The 17127-nt window shown below is 60.3% G+C and carries 15 protein-coding genes; 6 read left to right on the forward strand and 9 right to left on the reverse strand.

The window, feature by feature from the left end:
• Nucleotides 1–47: 47 nt before the first annotated feature.
• On the reverse strand, nucleotides 48–1553 hold the full coding sequence (dacB, locus tag KZO34_RS14285; RefSeq protein WP_374706535.1) for a D-alanyl-D-alanine carboxypeptidase/D-alanyl-D-alanine endopeptidase: 1506 nt from the start codon (nucleotides 1551–1553) through the stop codon (nucleotides 48–50).
• 488 nt (nucleotides 1554–2041) lie between these two features.
• Between dacB and KZO34_RS14290 the strand changes: the two genes are divergently transcribed.
• The 3 genes from KZO34_RS14290 (at nucleotide 2042) to KZO34_RS14300 (ending at nucleotide 4524) form a co-directional block, all read left to right on the forward strand.
• Entirely contained in the window at nucleotides 2042–2812 is a 771-nt protein-coding gene (locus KZO34_RS14290; protein WP_219477523.1) for a glutathione S-transferase N-terminal domain-containing protein, read from the forward strand.
• A 66-nt stretch (nucleotides 2813–2878) separates the two neighbouring features.
• Entirely contained in the window at nucleotides 2879–3814 is a 936-nt protein-coding gene (locus KZO34_RS14295; protein ID WP_219477524.1) for an aldo/keto reductase, read from the forward strand.
• Between the two features lie 41 nt (nucleotides 3815–3855).
• Nucleotides 3856–4524 carry a DUF6064 family protein gene (locus tag KZO34_RS14300; RefSeq protein WP_219477525.1) on the forward strand — a complete coding sequence of 223 codons (669 nt, stop codon included), beginning with the start codon at nucleotides 3856–3858 and terminating at the stop codon, nucleotides 4522–4524.
• Here KZO34_RS14300 and dkgB read toward each other — a convergent pair.
• The gene (dkgB, locus tag KZO34_RS14305; RefSeq protein WP_219477526.1) at nucleotides 4460–5269 is read right to left on the reverse strand and encodes a 2,5-didehydrogluconate reductase DkgB; all 810 of its coding nucleotides are present in this window, start codon (nucleotides 5267–5269) and stop codon (nucleotides 4460–4462) included. The genes KZO34_RS14300 and dkgB overlap by 65 nt on opposite strands.
• Before the next feature lie 120 nt (nucleotides 5270–5389).
• Between dkgB and KZO34_RS14310 the strand changes: the two genes are divergently transcribed.
• The gene (locus tag KZO34_RS14310) at nucleotides 5390–5803 is read left to right on the forward strand and encodes a GFA family protein (RefSeq protein ID WP_219477527.1); all 414 of its coding nucleotides are present in this window, start codon (nucleotides 5390–5392) and stop codon (nucleotides 5801–5803) included.
• Here the strand turns inward: KZO34_RS14310 and KZO34_RS14315 are convergent.
• Nucleotides 5797–6918, reverse strand: coding sequence for a PQQ-dependent sugar dehydrogenase (locus KZO34_RS14315; RefSeq protein WP_219477528.1), 1122 nt, complete (start codon nucleotides 6916–6918; stop codon nucleotides 5797–5799). The two genes, KZO34_RS14310 and KZO34_RS14315, sit on opposite strands and share 7 nt — an antisense overlap.
• Before the next feature lie 210 nt (nucleotides 6919–7128).
• Here KZO34_RS14315 and KZO34_RS14320 point away from each other — a divergent pair, with 210 nt between their 5' ends.
• Complete coding sequence (locus tag KZO34_RS14320; protein WP_219477529.1) at nucleotides 7129–9306, forward strand: TonB-dependent siderophore receptor; 2178 nt, start codon at nucleotides 7129–7131, stop codon at nucleotides 9304–9306.
• A 130-nt stretch (nucleotides 9307–9436) separates the two neighbouring features.
• Here the strand turns inward: KZO34_RS14320 and KZO34_RS14325 are convergent, their stop codons facing one another.
• The 6 genes from KZO34_RS14325 to KZO34_RS14350 form a co-directional block, all read right to left on the reverse strand.
• Nucleotides 9437–10249, reverse strand: coding sequence for a (2Fe-2S)-binding protein (locus KZO34_RS14325; protein WP_219477530.1), 813 nt, complete (start codon nucleotides 10247–10249; stop codon nucleotides 9437–9439).
• Nucleotides 10236–12263 (reverse strand): Fe(3+)-hydroxamate ABC transporter permease FhuB, encoded by a 2028-nt coding sequence (gene fhuB, locus KZO34_RS14330; RefSeq protein ID WP_219477531.1) that lies wholly within the window; start codon nucleotides 12261–12263, stop codon nucleotides 10236–10238. The genes KZO34_RS14325 and fhuB overlap by 14 nt, the downstream gene beginning before the upstream one ends.
• A complete protein-coding gene (locus KZO34_RS14335; protein WP_219477532.1) occupies nucleotides 12253–13182 on the reverse strand; it encodes an ABC transporter substrate-binding protein in 930 nt (309 codons plus the stop codon). Before KZO34_RS14335 ends, fhuB begins: the two co-directional genes overlap by 11 nt.
• A complete protein-coding gene (locus tag KZO34_RS14340; protein ID WP_219477533.1) occupies nucleotides 13172–13945 on the reverse strand; it encodes an ABC transporter ATP-binding protein in 774 nt (257 codons plus the stop codon). The genes KZO34_RS14335 and KZO34_RS14340 overlap by 11 nt, the downstream gene beginning before the upstream one ends.
• Nucleotides 13946–14030: 85 nt before the next feature.
• Nucleotides 14031–15821, reverse strand: coding sequence for an ABC transporter ATP-binding protein (locus KZO34_RS14345; protein WP_219477534.1), 1791 nt, complete (start codon nucleotides 15819–15821; stop codon nucleotides 14031–14033).
• Nucleotides 15822–15930: 109 nt separating this feature from the next.
• Nucleotides 15931–16383 carry a YaiI/YqxD family protein gene (locus KZO34_RS14350; protein WP_219477535.1) on the reverse strand — a complete coding sequence of 151 codons (453 nt, stop codon included), beginning with the start codon at nucleotides 16381–16383 and terminating at the stop codon, nucleotides 15931–15933.
• Between the two features lie 122 nt (nucleotides 16384–16505).
• On the opposite strand from KZO34_RS14350, the gene KZO34_RS14355 reads away from it, so the two are divergent.
• A complete protein-coding gene (locus KZO34_RS14355; RefSeq protein ID WP_219477536.1) occupies nucleotides 16506–17078 on the forward strand; it encodes a histidine phosphatase family protein in 573 nt (190 codons plus the stop codon).
• Nucleotides 17079–17127: the final 49 nt, after the last annotated feature.

The following is a 17127-nucleotide window of genomic DNA, read 5'->3' on the forward strand; positions in this document are numbered from 1 at the left end:
ATTTAGAAGAAAAGGAATGACAAAGCCCCGGCACTGCCGGGGCTTTTCTATTGAATCGTGGTTTTCGACGAGGACCCGGAATCGGCCCGTGAAATGGCTGTGCCGGTTGGTGGCCGGAAGTGCAGCGAATACAGAATCCGGTCAAGCACCGCCTGACCGTTCCAGGCCGGATCATTGTTCACCATGCCGACAACAGCCCAGGTGGTGTTGTGTTCATCGCGGGTGAAGCCGGCAATGGAGCGCACGTTCTCCAGGTATCCGGTCTTGATCCGGCCGCTGCCGTCCATGCCGGTGTTGCGAAGTCGGCGGGCCATGGTTCCGTCCATGGCGATGATCGGCATGGACGCCATCAGATCGGCGGCAAAGGGGCTATTCCAGGCGTGTTGCAGCAATTCAGCACCCTGGCGGGCGGTGATCCGGCCATGGCGGCTGAGGCCGGCTCCGTTGTCAATCACCATGCCGGCGGTATTGATGCCTTTCTTCTCAAGCCAGTCGTAGATTACCCGGATGCCTGCTACCCGGTCATCGTCCTCGCCATCCTGTCGATTCTCGGCACCAATGGTCAGCAGCATCTGCCGCGCCATCACGTTGCTGCTCCACTTGTTGATGTCGCGAACCATGGTTACCAGATCCGGCGACGTGGTTTTCAACACCAGACGGGCATCTTCCGGGGTGGCGCCCATGGTGTCGTTGCCGCTTACGGTGACTCCAGTTTCCGCGAGCAGGGAACGAATCAGTGCCGCGCTGTACTGTTCGTGAGGCAGCAGGGACAAGTAACGGGTGGTTCGGCACCCCTGCGGTAACTGTCCGGTCACCCGCACAGTGACTTTGTTGTCGTCGTGAAAAATCGGTTCCCACTCAAAGTTGCGACGCCGTGGGCAGGGACCTTCGGCTGTGGCGGTCACGCGGTTATCGATAACCACGTCACCGATAGACGGTGTGCTCCACGCCTGGGTGCCTCGCTCATCCGCGCGAACCTGGAGGTGCAGCAGGTTGAGATTGGTCAGGTAGGCTGAAGGTTCAACCAGAAACGGTGCGTGAGGGTTGTCGCCGTTGTCTTCGAATGCAGGGAAACCGCCGTCGATCTCAAAATAGGTACCGTCCAGTACCAGATTGCCATCGATGGTGGTGATGCCCATGCTGCGGAGTTCGCGCAGGGTACCCCAGAGTCGCTCAATGGTGAGCTTGGGGTCGCCGCCGAAGCGAACGTACAGGTTGCCTTTCAGGGTATCGCCGATCAGTTCACCATCGGTCAGGAAGTCGGTATCCCAATGATGGGTGGGCCCGAGGATTTCCAGTGCCGCGTAGGTCGTCACCAGTTTCATGATGGAGCCAGGGCTCATCACTTCATCAGCGTTGATGTACTGGTCAATCCCGGGACCGTTAAGAGGGATCGCCGCCATACTAAGGGCGTTCTCGTCATTGAGCGATTTGACGGCATAGTCACGAACCTGGTTGCTCCAGACGCGAACCGAGGAGAAACCGTTGTCATCGTTGTCCAGAGCCTGAAGACCCGGGCTCGCGGCCAAAGCCAGCGCAGCGCTTGTCGTCAAGACCGTCCGCTTGAAGATCGACCCCATGTAACCTGTCGTGTGAGCGCATCGCATACCCGGAATCACCCTGCTAACCATCCGTGAATTCTTATCCTTCAACAATAGCCCATCTTTGGGGTGCGTACTATGCAGAGAAGTTCTACATGACGTTAAAAAATGGCAGTAGAGTCGTTGTTTGTATTGGTTTTTTGTGACTTCCTGTAAGTCCTCCTTGTGAATCATAGAGTTAGCGGTTGGCCGTTTTACATAAGCCATGCCAATGACTTTGTAATTCTTTTTATCCGGGGTTTTTCCGGCAATTGGGTCAGGGAATCTGCCGCTAGAAAAGGGTCTGATGTTGGGTGCGTCACCATGACTTAAGATAAAACTCCCGGAGGCCACCCTGATTGGTATACCGCCGGGTTTGATCGCATCATGGGAGCCCGTGAGCCAATGGAAAATCGGGTGATTGCGTGATAATAGGGAAAATTCCAGAACAGGGTTTTGCTATGAACAACAGGCTTGCACATAACGTCAATGTACTTGGTTCCGTGACGACGTCATCACTGACGGCCTGGCGTGGCTGTATGGTCGTGAAGAAAAGCGTGCAGCCGGAACAACCCATCATTCTCTACGACATGGAGGCCTGCCCGTTCTGCCGCCGTGTGCGCGAAGCGCTGACTGCACTGCACCTGGATGTGGACATCCGTCCCTGCCCCAAGGGCGGCCGGGTCTTCCGGGAGGAAGCTGCCGCCCTCGGCGGCAAACAGCAGTTTCCGTTGCTGGTGGACAAAAATACCGGCACGGTGATGTATGAATCGAATGATATCGTGGCCTATCTGTTCAAGGAGTATGCTGGCAGGCCGGTTCCGAAGTTCTACCGCGGCAAGGCCTGGCAACCGGCAGTCGGATCGGTCGCGTCGGCCGCCAGTGCCTTGCGGGGGTTGCGGGCCAAACCCGGTACGCAGCCGGAAGAACCTCTGCGCTTGTGGAGTTTCGAGGGCAGTCCGTTCTCCCGGCTGGTCCGGGAAAAACTGTGTGAACTGGAAATTCCCTACAGGCTCCATAATCTCGGGAAGGAGCACTGGACGGAAGTCGGCCCGGCCAGCCAACGCCTGAAGCCGGGGCCCTACACGCCCATCCCGGGCGGTAAGCGCGACGCCTTCTTTCAGGTGCACAAGCGGGTTCAGGTACCCTACCTTGAGGACCCGAACACCGGTGAGGGCATGTTCGAGTCGGCCAGAATCCTGAAGTACCTGGAGGCCCATTACGCCGCCTGAGTGGCGTCCAGTTCCTGTTGGGGAGCGTACCATTCACACTGATTCGCGACAGTGGGGGGGGTGGACATGTCGAAACCGCTAACGCGCAGGCAATTCCTTATTGGTGCCGGCCTTTCCGGGCTGGCTCTTCACGCGCCCGGTTTGCTTGCGGATGCAGAAAACGCTCCGGATTCGGCTCTGATCAGCCGGGCGATTCCCTCCACCGGTGAACGCATCCCCGCCATCGGTATGGGAACCTGGATTACCTTCAATGTCGGCAACGATCCGTACCTGATTGAGCAGCGCACGAAAGTGCTCAAAACCTTTTTTGATAACGGCGGGAGTGTTGTTGACTGCTCGCCTATGTATGGCTCTTCCGCCAATGTCCTGGGGCAGGCGCTCGATGCCCTGAAGGGGCGTGATCGGCTCTTCGCGGCCACCAAGATCTGGACCGGTGACGAATCGGCAACCCGGGAAGAGGCTGAGTCTTCCCGGCGCAAGTGGGGTGTTGAACGCTTTGACCTGTTGCAGGTGCACAATCTTCTGGGCTGGCAGGGGCACCTGGAAACCCTGAGAGAAATGAAGGCCGCTGGCGACGTCCGGTACGTTGGCATCACCACATCCCACGGGCGGCGTCACCGTGACTTTGCCCGCATCATGGAAACCCAACCGCTTGATTTCGTACAGCTGACCTACAACGTCCTGGACCGAGAAGCCGAGGAGCGGCTGTTGCCGTTGGCGCAGGAGCGGGGTATTGCGGTGATGGTGAACCGGCCATTCCAGGGAGGCTCCCTGTTTCGCCGGTTTCAGTCGGAACCCCTGCCGGACTGGGCGGGTGAGATAGGGGTAAGCACCTGGGCCGAGTTTTTCCTGAAGTACATCATTGCCCATCCCGCGGTGACCTGCGCCATTCCGGCGACCTCAAGCGTGCAGCACATGCAGGAGAATATGGCGGCCATGTATGGCGAGCTAGCGGATGAACGGCAGCGACAGCAGATGGCGGCTTATGTGAGGTCGCTGTGAGTGGGGCGGCCTGGCTGAGTTACTCCCTGCAGGATTTTCTGATGTTCGGGCCAGAGGTGTTCTTGCGCCTGTTCGTGCGAATCAATCAGGACATCTGGCCCTGGCAGTTCCTGATCGTGCCCCTGGGTCTGGCGGTGCCCTGGATGGTGTGTCGACCGGAAATCGCCTGGCGTCGTCTGGCGCTAGTAGTGGTTGCGGCTGCGTGGATTGCCAGCGGGTTCGGGTTTCTGGTGAGTTACTTCGGCGAGATTAACTGGCCGGCGGCCTGGATGGGCTGGGCCTTTACAGGGCAGGGCATTCTGCTCGCGGTTCTGGCCTTCACGGGTGACATGACCCGGTTTTCGAGCGTCAGAGCCGGCTGGTTTACCGTGTTCTGGCTGGTGTCGGTGTTGCTTTTGCCCTGGCTGGCGGTTCTCGAGTCCGGGCAGTTGAGGGCGCTGGCGTTGTTCGGGCTGACACCGGGCGTAACAGTTGCCGCCAGTGCCCTGTTGGTGCGGCTACCAGGCCGCACGGCTTTCTGGCTGCTACTTCCGGTGCCAGCGTTCTGGATGCTGTTCAGCGCGGCCACCTCCTGGACCTTGCAGACTTATTGGCTGCTGCTCATCCCGTTGGCCTCGCTGGTCTTCGGGGGTGCCGGTTTCTGGCTCAGTCCCAGGCCGGTGCAAAGCCCGGATCGGCAATGCGCTCGCCACGATCCAGCTCGTCAATAAGACGAATCTCATCCGCGCTCAATTCGATGTTCAGAGCATCGAGGTTGGCTTTCTGATGCGTCGGCCGCGTTGACGACGGGATCGGTACCACGCCACGGGAAGCCACCCAGGCAATCGCTATCTGCGCCGGCGAGGCATTGTGGGCCCGCGCAATACGCTGAAGCGTTTCATCTTCCATGACCTTGCCGACGGCCAGGGGCATGTAACCGGTTACCGTAATACCCAGCTTCCGGGCATGCTCCACGACCTTCCGGTTAGCCAGGAAGGGATGTACTTCCACCTGATTGGTGAAGATGGCGCCATCTCCCAGGATATCCACCGCCTTGTCCATCTGGGCACAGGTGAAATTCGAGATGCCGATGTGATCGGTCAGGCCTTCGCGCTGTGCGTCCCGCAGGGCACCCAGATACTCTTCCATGGGCACCTCGTCATCCGGGGAAGGCCAGTGAATGAGTGTCAGATCCACATGGTCGGTTTTCAGCCGGGCGAGGCTGTCGTGCAGGCTGTTGATCAGATCACTTGCGTGCAGCTGATCGTGCCAGATTTTAGTGGTCAGGAAAATCTGGCGGCGTGGAATGCCGCTGGACGTGATGCCATCGCCAACTTCCGCCTCGTTCCCGTACATCTGGGCGGTATCAATGTGGCGATAACCCAGGGACAGAGCACTTTTCACCGCGTCCCTTGCGTCGTTGCCCTTCAACCGGAAAGTCCCCATGCCGATGTTCGGAAGTGTGCTGAATGACATACGTTCCTCCTGTTCGATCTGTGTGTTCCTAAGATGGTGCCGGCGCTCTGGTTCTTCAAGTGGCCGGCGGGTATCATCGTCGCTGAATTGACCCGACCCGCCCGACCGAGAGAAATAGCTATGTATACCGGCCAGTGCCTGTGCGGCGACATTACCTATGAATACGATGGCCCCCTGGGACCGGTAGCCTTGTGCCATTGCAGCCAGTGCCGCCGGGCACACGGCAGTGCGTTCTCGGCCAGTGCGCCGGTCCAGAAAATCCGGTTCCGGTTCCTGAGCGGTGAAGCACTGGTGACCGAGTTCGAATCCCGCCCCGGTAAGTACCGGGCCTTCTGCAGTCGCTGCGGCAGCCAGCTTTACAGCCGGGTTGACGCCATTCCGGGCATTCTTCGCCTGCGGGTTGGTGCCATCAACGAGCCCCTCGGCAAGGGCCCGTCCCAGCATGTCTACACAGGGTCAAAATCGGACTGGTTCGAGATTACCGACGACATTCCCCAGTTCGAAAAAACCGAGCGAACCAACGACCCTCACTGACCGGGCAACAGGCGGTAGACCTTACCCTCGGAATCGTCAGTCAGCAGCCACAGGGCCCCGTCGGGGCCCATTCGAACATCCCGTATCCGCGCTCCCAGATCCGTCAGCAGGTCTTCCTCCTCACGGACGACTCCATCGCTGATGCTCAGGCGAACGAGCTTCTGGAGCTTGAGTGCTCCCACAAACAAGTCACCCTGCCATTCCGGCCTCCCTGGTCCGGTATAGAACGCCATGCCTGATGGTGCTATTGACGGGTCCCAGTAGTGCAGGGGCTGAGCCATCCCTTCTTTTTCCGTGTCCAGGGTGATTGGAATGCCGGAGTAGTCGATACCGTAGGTGATCTCGGGCCAGCCATAGTTGGTTCCGGCCCGCAGGATGTTGATTTCGTCTCCACCCCGAGGACCATGTTCGTGGGTCCAGATGGCACCCGTGTCAGGATGGATGGTCATGCCCTGAATGTTCCGGTTGCCCCAGGTGAAGAAGGTATCGTTGACTCTCGGGTTGTCCAGTCCCGGGTTACCAGGTGCCGGCTCGCCGTTCACGGTGATGCGGTGCACGCCCCCGGCATCGTCAGACGTGTCCTGTGCCCGGTCCATTTCACCCCGGTCGCCAACCGCCACGTACAGGTACCCGTCGCTGTCGAATTCCATGCGCCCGGCGAAATGCCGGGACTTGCTGGAGCGGGGCCGTGCTTCAAAGATCACCTCAACGTCCTCAAGACGGTCCTGATCAAATTTCGCCTTCGCCACCCTCGTGGTCATACCTTCGTCCCCACGGTGTGCGTAGCTCAGGAACAGTGTCCGGTTTTTCTCGAAGTCCGGGTGAAGCAGCACATCCAGCAGCCCGCCCTGGCCGGATACGACGAGCTCAGGGACGCCGGGGATGGCATCGGGATCAAGAACCCCATCGCGGAGAATCCGGAGCCGTCCCGCTCGCTCGGTCACCAGCATGGCCCCGTCCGGAAGAAAGGCCAGGCTCCAGGGATGTTCCAGGCCCGTGGCGACGGTTTCGAGCCGGAACTGCCCGGCGTCAGAGGAAAAAGTCTGGGCGGACACCATGGGCAGCCCTGCCAGGAAAAGGCTGCCTGCCATCGCAATCTGTCTGAGGGGGCGCATCGGAACCTCCCGGTCTGATTGATTCAGTGGCACTCGATTTACTTGCCAGCGGAGTAATCAGAATAGCACCTGCTGCATGAGGCCGCCGATCCTGGAGGGGGTGAGAGGGGCAGTTTTCGGGGGTTATTTCAAATTAATTATTTTAAATCAGAATGATTCGCATTAAGATGTGCGTCTCAAGTTTGATTGACCCCAAAAACGGAGAAGAAGATGTCCCGAATTCCCGAAACCGCCTTCCGCCGCAAGGCGCTGATTTCAGCCATGATGGCAGCCACTCTCCCAGGCATGGCCTGGGCGCAGGATCAGAAGCCGATGGTTCTTGATGCGCTGGAGGTGTCTGCCGACCGGGGCCCGGTAACGTCGGAAGAGACCCGCAGCTATGTTGCGGAATCCACCACCACAACCATGAAAATGGGGCTGACCCACCGTGAAACCCCCCAGGCGGTCACGGTCGTTACCCGTGAGCAGATGGACGACTTCGCCCAGAACGACATCAACGATGTCCTTGAGGGCACCACAGGCGTCACCGTGGAATCGGTGGAATCCGACAGAACCTATTACACCGCGCGCGGTTTCGACATCAACAACTTCCAGTACGACGGTGTTGGCCTGCCGGCAGTCTACGACAACGTGCAGGGTGAGTTGGACACGGCGTTTTTTGACCGTATAGAAGTCGTTCGCGGCGCCAACGGTCTGATGACCGGCTCCGGCAATCCGGCGGCGACGGTGAACTTCATCCGCAAGCGGCCGACAGCAGAGACCAACGGTTCCGTTGCTGTTACGGGTGGGTCCTGGGATCAGAAACGCATCGTGGGCGATGTCTCCGGCGCTGTCTCTGAATCCGGTGCCGTCCGTGGCCGGGTGGTGACTGGATACGAAGACAAGGACTCGTACCTTGATCGCTACAGCAACGAAAAACAGATGTTCTACGGCGTCATTGAAGCGGATCTTACCGACACCACGCTGCTGACACTCGGGCACTCGATCCAGACGTCGGACACCGACAGCCCGCTTTGGGGTGCCTTGCCGCTCTTCTACACCGACGGCACGGCGACCGACTACGCTCGTTCAACCAGCACGGCATCCGACTGGTCCTACTGGGACAACACCCAGAACAACAGCTTCATTGAACTGCAGCAGGAACTGGCCGGTGGCTGGCGTGCCCAGGGCGCGGTATTCAGGCTGGAAAATGACAGCACCTCGGAACTCTTTTACCAGTACGGTACGCCGGATCCGCAGACCGGCGAGGGCCTCTTGGCCTACCCCAGCCAGTACGATTTGAATGTCGAGCAATGGGTGGTGGACACCTACGCCACTGGCCCGTTTGACCTCGCCAACCGGACTCATGAACTGGTGGTCGGGGCGAGCTGGTCCCGCTCCGAAACCGTGGATCTGTCCCGCTACGACAGCAGCACCGGCGACGATATGCCGCCGTTGGATCAGTTCGATGGTTCGTTTCCTCGACCGACCTATGACAATGGCACCCAGGGGTCGGACTGGACGGATAAGGAAGTGGCCACCTACGCGGCGGCCCGCTGGACCCTCACCGACCGGCTTACCGCCATCACGGGGTTGCGTCTGACCTGGCTGGACAGTGACGGGGTCAGTTACGGGGCCACCAAGAGCACGAGCTATGACGCCGTGGAAACGCCCTATGCGGGCTTGATCTATGACGTCAACGACAACCATTCCATTTACGCCAGCTACACCGAAATATTTGCGCCGCAGACCGAGCTGGACATCAATCGTGATCGCCTCGATCCGATCGACGGCGTGAACTACGAGCTGGGACTGAAAAGTGAATTTGTTGATGACCGGGTTAACACCACCGTGGCTTTGTTCCAGACGGAGCAGAAGAATGTGGCCGAAGCCGCCGGTACCTACCCGAACTCGCCTGACGTCTACTACCGGGGCATCGACGGTCTCGAGAGTCAGGGGGTCGAGCTGGAGTTTGTCGGTGATGTGACAGAGCGTATCCAGCTCTTCGCCGGCTACACCTTCGTGGACATCGAAGACGCTGATGGCAATGCCGCGAAATCCTTCGTGCCGGAGCATCTGGCGCAACTGCGTGGTACCTGGAGAGTGCCTGGTATTGAAGGCCTGAAGGTCGGCAGTCAGGTCCGTTGGCAGTCCGAGATCAGCCAGGAGCAAGGCGTGGCGACGACTGGTCCGAATGCGGGTAGTACCATCATCACCGAACAGGACAGCTACGCGGTTCTGGACCTGATGGCCAGCTATGATTTTGCCCGGCACTGGAACGCCACCCTGAACGTGAACAATGTGACGGATGAAAAGTACATCGAGAGCCTGAAGAAGTTTGGCGCCTCGGCCCAGGGCTTTTACGGCGAGCCGGCTAACGCCAGCCTGACCATTTCCTGGGTTTACTGAAACCGGTTCCGGAGCGGGTGATTCCCGCTCCGGAATTTTCTCACATGGCGATGGATGCACGGAGCAGAGCCCATGACACCAGAACAGGAAATGATCGAAGGACTGAAAATCGCCGCGGGCGCCGGTCTGCTTATTGCGCTGGCAGCCACTGGCCTGGTGCTTGGCTCCGGGATTGGGGGCTAACCTCGGCCAGGCGTGCTTTACGATAAACGCCACACGTACCGCAGTACCCACCTTCCGGCAGCAGATATTTCAGACAGCATCCTTTTCGTTGCGGAATGGCGCATGGGTGGCCATTAAACTCTGCCGGTATCCAGTCGATGAACCGATTGGCATCACAGGCAAACTCCTCCAGCCAGACCTGTGCCAGGCCGCATACGGTTTTTGCATCTGCAAGGTTCCACACCGCCGAGAAAGGCGCTCCCAGACCCAGTCCAGTACTGCTCCAGTAGGCCCCCGGGCTGACTCCGAGGCCTTGCCGGAAAATCGGATACCAGGACGTTACGAGCTCGCTCAATTGCGGAATAAACTCTTTCACACCCACCGCAGGCTGTGACGGCGCATGAAACCATCTCCCCGTTGCTGCTGCGTCGGAGGTAGGGCCAAGGAAAATCCTGCTTGTGTCGGGGAGGGTCGCCGCGCCATCGCGAAACAGTCTCAGTGTCAGCGGTGCAATCACCGACAGCGCGAGATCCTGTTGAATGACGGAGGCATACGCCCGCAATGAGCGGGTGTCAGGGGGGACGGAGTAGTCTTCGGCAAGCTGTTGGTGCAGCAGTGCCGGCTGTTCCAGACACTGGGCCAGTGAAAGGAGTGCAGGGCGCTCAAGATTGGGAGGCTGTAACGCCTGGTCGATGACGGATTCAGCATCCAGGCCGGCGGTGGCCAGCAGTTGCCGATACCGCCGTGGCCAGTCAGCACTGGTTATGTCAGCTACGACCATGGCGGCTCAGCCCCCACAGGAAATAGAGACCACCGACAAGAGCCGCCAGCAAACCGGCCGGCAACTGCGCGGGGTAGACCACAATTCGGGACAGGTAATCGGCGACGGCCAGCAACAGGCCGCCGGCGAGGGCGGCCACAATCATCTGTCGGCCGACCGTTTGTTGGCCGAGCACGCGGGCCAGGTGCGGTGCGATCAGACCCACGAAACTCAGGGGGCCGATGACCACGGTAGCGGCGGCGGTCAACAGCGCGGCCAGCAGGAGCAGGGCCAGGCGGGCTCGGCCGACGGGCAGTCCCAGGGATGACGCCGACGTGTCGCCCAGGGGCAGGATGGTCAGCGGACGGATGACGGTAACAAGGCACAGACTGATGAGCAGGATCAGGCTCAGCAATGTCAGCGCCTCGGATTCAGAGATCAGCCAGGTGGAGCCATACATCCAGTTCAGCAATTTGGACGCCACGGTGCCTCCGGAGGCCATGACCAGCCGCAGTCCGGAATCCATGAAGACGTAAAGTGCCAGCCCGCCGAGCAGCAACTGATTGCCGGCAAAGCGGTGTCTCCGCGCCAGCAGGATCAACAGTCCGAGGGCGCCGGCAGCGCCCACCGTGGCAGCGGTCAGCTGGCCGGCACGACCGACATCAGCGCCGCTCAGAATAATCAGCACCATCACCAGTGCCGCACCGCCACTGATACCGAGCATTTCCGGGCTGGCCATCACGTTGCCCGTCATGCGTTGAATGAGGGTGCCGGCCAGGCCAAGGGAAACACCGGCGAGGATGGCCGCGAGCATTCGGGGGCCGCGCCAGACCCAGGCATCGTTCCATTGGTTCAGGGGAGTCCAGCTCCAATCCTGCAGCCCCGGCGACCAGCCCATAGAGACAACAAAGGTTGCGAACAGAAGCACAAGCAGCACGGAGCCGATAACAGCAGCCGGGCGTCGTATGGGAACAAACCCGGTGGGGCTGGAGCTCTGGCCGGGCATGTGGTGAGTGTTCCGGAAACTCTGAAGGGCCAGCAGGATGATGGGCCCGCCGATCAGCGCCGTCGTTGTGCCGGTGGGCACCAGCGAACCATCGCCCCAGGTGGACGCCCGGTGCGCCAGGGTATCCGCCAGAAGCAGCAGGCCACCGCCAAATAGCGAACTCCATAGCAGGCGTTCCACCAGGGTCCGGGCGCCAAGCAAGCGCGCCAGGACCGGAGCCGCCAGGCCGACGAAGGCCACCACTCCAACCCGGCTAACAACTGTGGCGCTCATCAGGACCACGAGAAACAATGCCAGCATGCGAATCATCCCGACACGGGCACCCAGCGAGCTGGCAGAGGCCTGGCCCAGTTGCAGAAGCTGCAGCGGTCGCATCAGCAATACCAGCGCCAGCGCCAGGATCAGAACGCGAGGCCAAAGCTCCATGAACGGGGCCCAGTTGTTCTGAACCAGTGAACCCGCGCCCCAGATAAAGAGGTTGCCCAGCCATTCGCCTTTGAGGAGCAGGAAGGCCATGTTCAGGGCGCCCATGAAGAAGGTGATCACCAGGCCGGCGAGGATCACCGTAACCGGTGAAAAACCCAGGCGCCAGGTCAGCGCGATAACCAGCCCGATGGCCAGCAGACCGCCGGCGATGGCCGCAAGGTCCGGGCTGAACGCCAGTACCGCCGGGGCGAACAGGGTGGCAATGGTGACGCCAAACTGGCCGCCGGCTTCGACACCCAGAGTGGTCGGGGAGGCAAGGGGATTACCCAGCACCTGCTGGGTGACCGCACCGGCAAGTCCCAGGCCGCAGCCGATCAGGACGGCCACAGATACCCGGGGTGCCCAGCTGAAATGGGCGAGTATCGAGGTGTAGTCGTTGCTGTTGTACGTCCAGAAGGCGGCTATCAGGGCCGTCGGATCCAGTTCGGCGAGCCATGGCGACGCACTGGCAAACAAGGCGCCGAGCCACAGCAGGGCCGCGGCCAGAGGAAGCTTGCCTGGAAGTCGGGGCGTACGGGGGGCAAGCCGGGTTTCAGCGTACATTATTGGTGCCCCCATCAATCAGAGAATTGGTCAGGTTTACCGCCAACCGCTTCACCGGAAACACCCCACCGAATGGCCACACAGCATCGATCTGATACACCTGGTCCTTCTGAACGGCCGGCAGGTAGGTCCAGAACGGGCTGTCTTCGAGATGTTGCGAAAGGCCGGGACGGGTGGGCTCAATAACCACAATCCGGCTGTCCGGGTAGGCAGCGATGGCTTCGAGGCCGACCACTGAAAATCCCCAGTAGTTGCCGGCGTGTGGCCAGGCATTGGTTAACCCGAGTGCGTTCAGGGCAGTTTGATACAGGCCGTTCGGGGCATAGATTCGCACGTGTCGGTCGTCCAGGAAGTTCACCAGCGCTACCGGCTGGTCAGCGACTCCGTGTCGCTGGAGGCGCTGGCGCTGGGTGGCAAGGGTGTCGTCGATATCCGCGAGGATGGCCTGGGCGCGTTTCTCCCGGTCCAGGATTTCGCCCAGCGTCAGGAGCATTTCCCGGGCCTTTGCAAACGGCTTGGAACCCTTTTTGTAAACGCTGATCACGTAGGTGGGGGCGATGCGCTCCAGCAGGTCGGTAGCAGGCGCCATCTCGGAACTGGTAACGATCAAGTCGGGCTCCAGCTCGGCAATGGCCTCCAGACTGGGGGCGACCCGGGTGCCGATATTGGGGACCGACTCCGGCAATTCTGGTTCCCGAACCCACACCGAATAACCGGCTTTATCCGCCACACCCACCGGCGTCACGCCCAGAAGGAGCAGGGCTTCGGTCGCCGCCCAGTTCAAGGCGACAACACGTTTGGGCGTCTCGCCCAGGGTAAGGGTGCCCTGTTCGTGCTGCCAGGTTTTCGCGCCGGTCACGGTGGTGAAAAGACACAGGCAAAGAACGGCCGTGATTCGGGGCAGGTGGTCAATGGACATAGGACACCCATTGGCCAGGCGCCCGTTCCATCACACCCATCGGCACCCCGTAGATGGTCTCCAGTGTGCCGCTCGTCATGACGTCCTCTGGCGTTCCGTCTGCAATAAGCTGGCCGCCACGCAATGCTACCAGACGGTCGCAGAACCGGGCGGCCAGATCCACATCGTGCAGGACCACAATCACCGTAAGGTCCCTTTGCTCGGCAAGGCGATGAACAAGCCGCAGGGTTTCCACCTGATGTTTCACGTCCAGGGCTGAAATCGGCTCGTCGAGTAGTAGGCAGCGGGTTTTCTGGGCCAGCAGCATGGCAATCCAGGCGCGCTGGCGCTCGCCGCCGGACAGGGTGTCTACCGAACGATTCGCGAATCGGTTCAGGCCGGTGTCCGCAATGGCCCGGTCAATCAGTTGGTGGTCTTCATCGGTATAACGCCCCAGAGGCCCGCGCCAGGGGTAGCGACCCAACGCCACCAGTTCACGTACGGTGAGGCCGTCGGTTCCGGGGGGATGTTGGGGCAGGTAGCCAACGGTCCGGGCAAACTCCCGGGTGCCGGTATCGCGAAAGGAGTTGCCCAGCAAACTGGCGAACCCGGCGGAGGGAGAAAGCTGGCGGGCCAGGACCTTCAGCAGGGTCGATTTGCCGGAGCCGTTATGGCCGAGGAGGGCGGTTACTTCACCTTCCTCAAAGCCGATGTTGAGATTGCTGACGATGGTGGTGTCGCCGATGCAGACACCGAGGTTGGACACTTCGAAAAAGGCAGACATGCAGGCTCCCGGCTAGCTGAAGGCCTGCAGGATAATCTAAATGCGAATTACTATCAATATTGATTGTGCGGACAGGCAGAGGCCCTCAGGCCTGCCCCGTCTGCACCCGCCACTGGGCGTTGTAGGCCCCCTGTTGGTCGAGCAGTTGCTGATGGGTTCCGGCTTCCACTACCTGGCCCGCCTCCACGACAGCAATGGTATCCGCGTCGACAATGGTGGACAGGCGGTGGGCGATCATGATCACGGTCCGGTTGTGGCCAATGCGCTTGAGAGAGCGCTGGATTGCCGCTTCCGTTTCGTTGTCCACGGCACTGGTGGCTTCGTCCAGAACCAGAATCGGAGGATTTTTCAGCAAAGCCCGGGCCAGTGACAGGCGCTGGCGCTGACCACCCGAGAGCCGAATGCCCCGCTCACCCACGGGGGTTGCCAGCCCTTCGGGAAGGGCTTCGATGAAGGACCAGGCTTCGGCGGTTTTCGCCGCCTCGATGATTTCCTCGTCGGTGGCGTCAGGCTTGCCGTAGGAGAGGTTTTCCCGAATGCTGCCTTCAAACAGATAGACGTCCTGGCTCACCAGGCCAATGGCCTCACGCAGGGACTTGAGGCTGACCGACTGAATGGGCTGGTTGTCGATCAGAATGCGGCCGTGGCCCGGGTCGTAAAAGCGTAATAGCAGCTTGATCAGTGTGGACTTGCCGGAACCGGTCGCGCCGACCAGTGCGAGGGTATGGCCTGCTGGTACGTTCAGATCGATATCCCGGATACCGGCGCCGCTGGAAGGGTAGTGAAAGCTTACTTTTTCAAAGCGGACCTCGCCTTTGACCGGTCCTTCCAGCGGCTGCCCGGCCTGGTCGTGCACGTAGACCGGCTCTGCCAGCAGATCAAGGATGCGTCGGGTGCTGGCCATGGCCCGTTCAAACAGATCGATGACTTCCGCCAGGCCGGTCAGGGGCCAGAGCAGACGTTGGGTCAGGAATACCAGAACGCCGTAGGCACCCACGTTCAGGGTACCCTCGAGGGCCATCATGCCGCCCACGGTAAAGGTGGCCAGGAAACCGGCAAGAATGGCCATGCGAATCACCGGGATGAAGGCGGAGCTGATCCGGATAGCCCGGCGATTGGCCTCCACGTAGGCTTCGCTGCTTTCCTTCAGGCGAGACGCTTCCCGCTGTTCTGCGGTGAAGCTCTTGATCGTCGCAATACCGCCCAGGTTGTTGGCCAGCCGGCTGGACAGATCGCCGACTTTTTCCCGAACATCGGCGTATAGGGGCCCAGCTTTACGCTGGAAATAAAACGCGCCCCAGACAATCAGCGGAATGGGCGTAAACGCCAGCAGGGCAATCAGCGGCGACAGTACAAAGAACACGGCGCCCACGGCCACCACCGTGACCAGCACCTGGATCATGGCGTTGGCGCCCCCGTCCAGGAAGCGTTCAAGCTGGTTCACGTCGTCGTTCATCGTGGCCACTAACTGACCGGAACTCCGGGCCTCGAAAAAGCTCATGTCCAGTCGCTGGGCATGTTCGTAGGCATCCTGCCGTAAATCCGACTGCAGACGCTGGGCGAGGTTGCGCCAGAGAATCTGGAACAGGTATTCAAAGAGGGATTCTCCGGCCCAGATGAAGAACGTCAGGATCGCCAGGATGGTGATCTGCTCCCGCGCGGTTTCGAACCCCAGCCCTGCCACGAAACTCTGTTCCTGATTAACCACCACGTCGATGGCGACACCAATCAGAATCTCCGGCGCAATATCGAACAACTTGTTGATGATGGAGCAGGTACTGGCCGCGATAATCTGGCGCCGGTAGCCCCGGGCGTAGCGCAAGAGGCGGGCGAGGGCTCCAAAACTGCTGGTGGCTTGGCTGGCATGGCCGGACATGAAAACACTCCGCAAGGGTGGAAAAGCGCAAAGGGTAGCGGGTACGTCTCAAAAATAAAAGAGAATCATTACCAACAAGTGCGAAGTGAACGTTAAGAGGTGCGGGTCGTTATCGCTTGATATTCCGTTGCAGCCAGCGGTCCAGTTTGTCGGCGAACTCTTTGCGATCAGTCTGGCTGAACGGTGCAGGGCCACCGGTCACCTGCCCGGCACTGCGCATTTCTTCCATGAAGTTGCGCATGGCCAGGCGCTGGCGGATGTTCTCTTTGGTGAAGGCCTGGCCCCGGGGGTTGAACACGTCTGCACCTTTTTCAATGGCTTCTGCCGCGAGGGGAATGTCCTGGGTGATCACCAGGTCACCCGGGCTCATCTGGTCCATGATCTCGTTGTCCGCCACATCGAATCCCTGGGGCACCTGACGGCGCTGGATGTAGGGGCTTGGCGGCAGGGTGATGCTGTGGTTGGCAATGAAGGTGGTCTGGACCTGCCAACGGGTGGCGGCCCGGCAGAGGATTTCCCGGATGGGCACGGGGCAGGCGTCGGCATCGACCCAGATTGGCATGGCGGATTCCTTCATTAATTGGCTCTGGCGGCAAGTGTACCTTCTGTTGGTGTGAGCCTGATAGGTGGTTCTGGCGTATCAAACCCTATGGCGACTCGTACTCGGCATAGGGAGGCTCTGACATGACATTGAAGGCTTTGGCTTCAGGATTACTGGCACTGATTCTGTCGTTACCGGCCGCCGCCAGCGACGATCAGACCGACGCCTGGCAGGCGCTTCGCGAGGGCAATGCGGTATTGATGATGCGCCATGCCCTCGCGCCCGGCACTGGGGACCCGGCGAACTTCAAGCTGGATGACTGCAGCACCCAGCGGAATCTTAATGAGACTGGCCGGGAGCAGGCCCGAGCCTGGAAACCGTTCCTGGCGGAGCACGGCATCACCGGAGCGCGGGTGTATTCCAGCCAGTGGTGCCGGTGCATGGACACCGCTACCGAGATGGACATGGGCGAGGTCACCGGCTGGCCGCAGCTGAATTCGTTCTTTCAGAATCGTGGTGATGGGCCTCAACAAACCCGGGAAACCATCGAAGGTGTAAATGCCATGGGCGAGGGCGAACCCATCATTCTGGTGTCCCACCAAGTGAACACCACGGCGCTGACGGGGATCTATCCGGCGTCCAACGAGGGTGTCATTATCGCGCTTCCGCTGTCGGACTCACCGGAGATTCTGGCTCGGGTGGCACCGGGAAAGTAGGGACAGGCGGAACGCAGCAGGGCGCTTTCTGGTATCATGCGCGTTCTTT

This window comes from Marinobacter sp. F4206, assembly GCF_019392195.1.
GTDB lineage: Bacteria > Pseudomonadota > Gammaproteobacteria > Pseudomonadales > Oleiphilaceae > Marinobacter.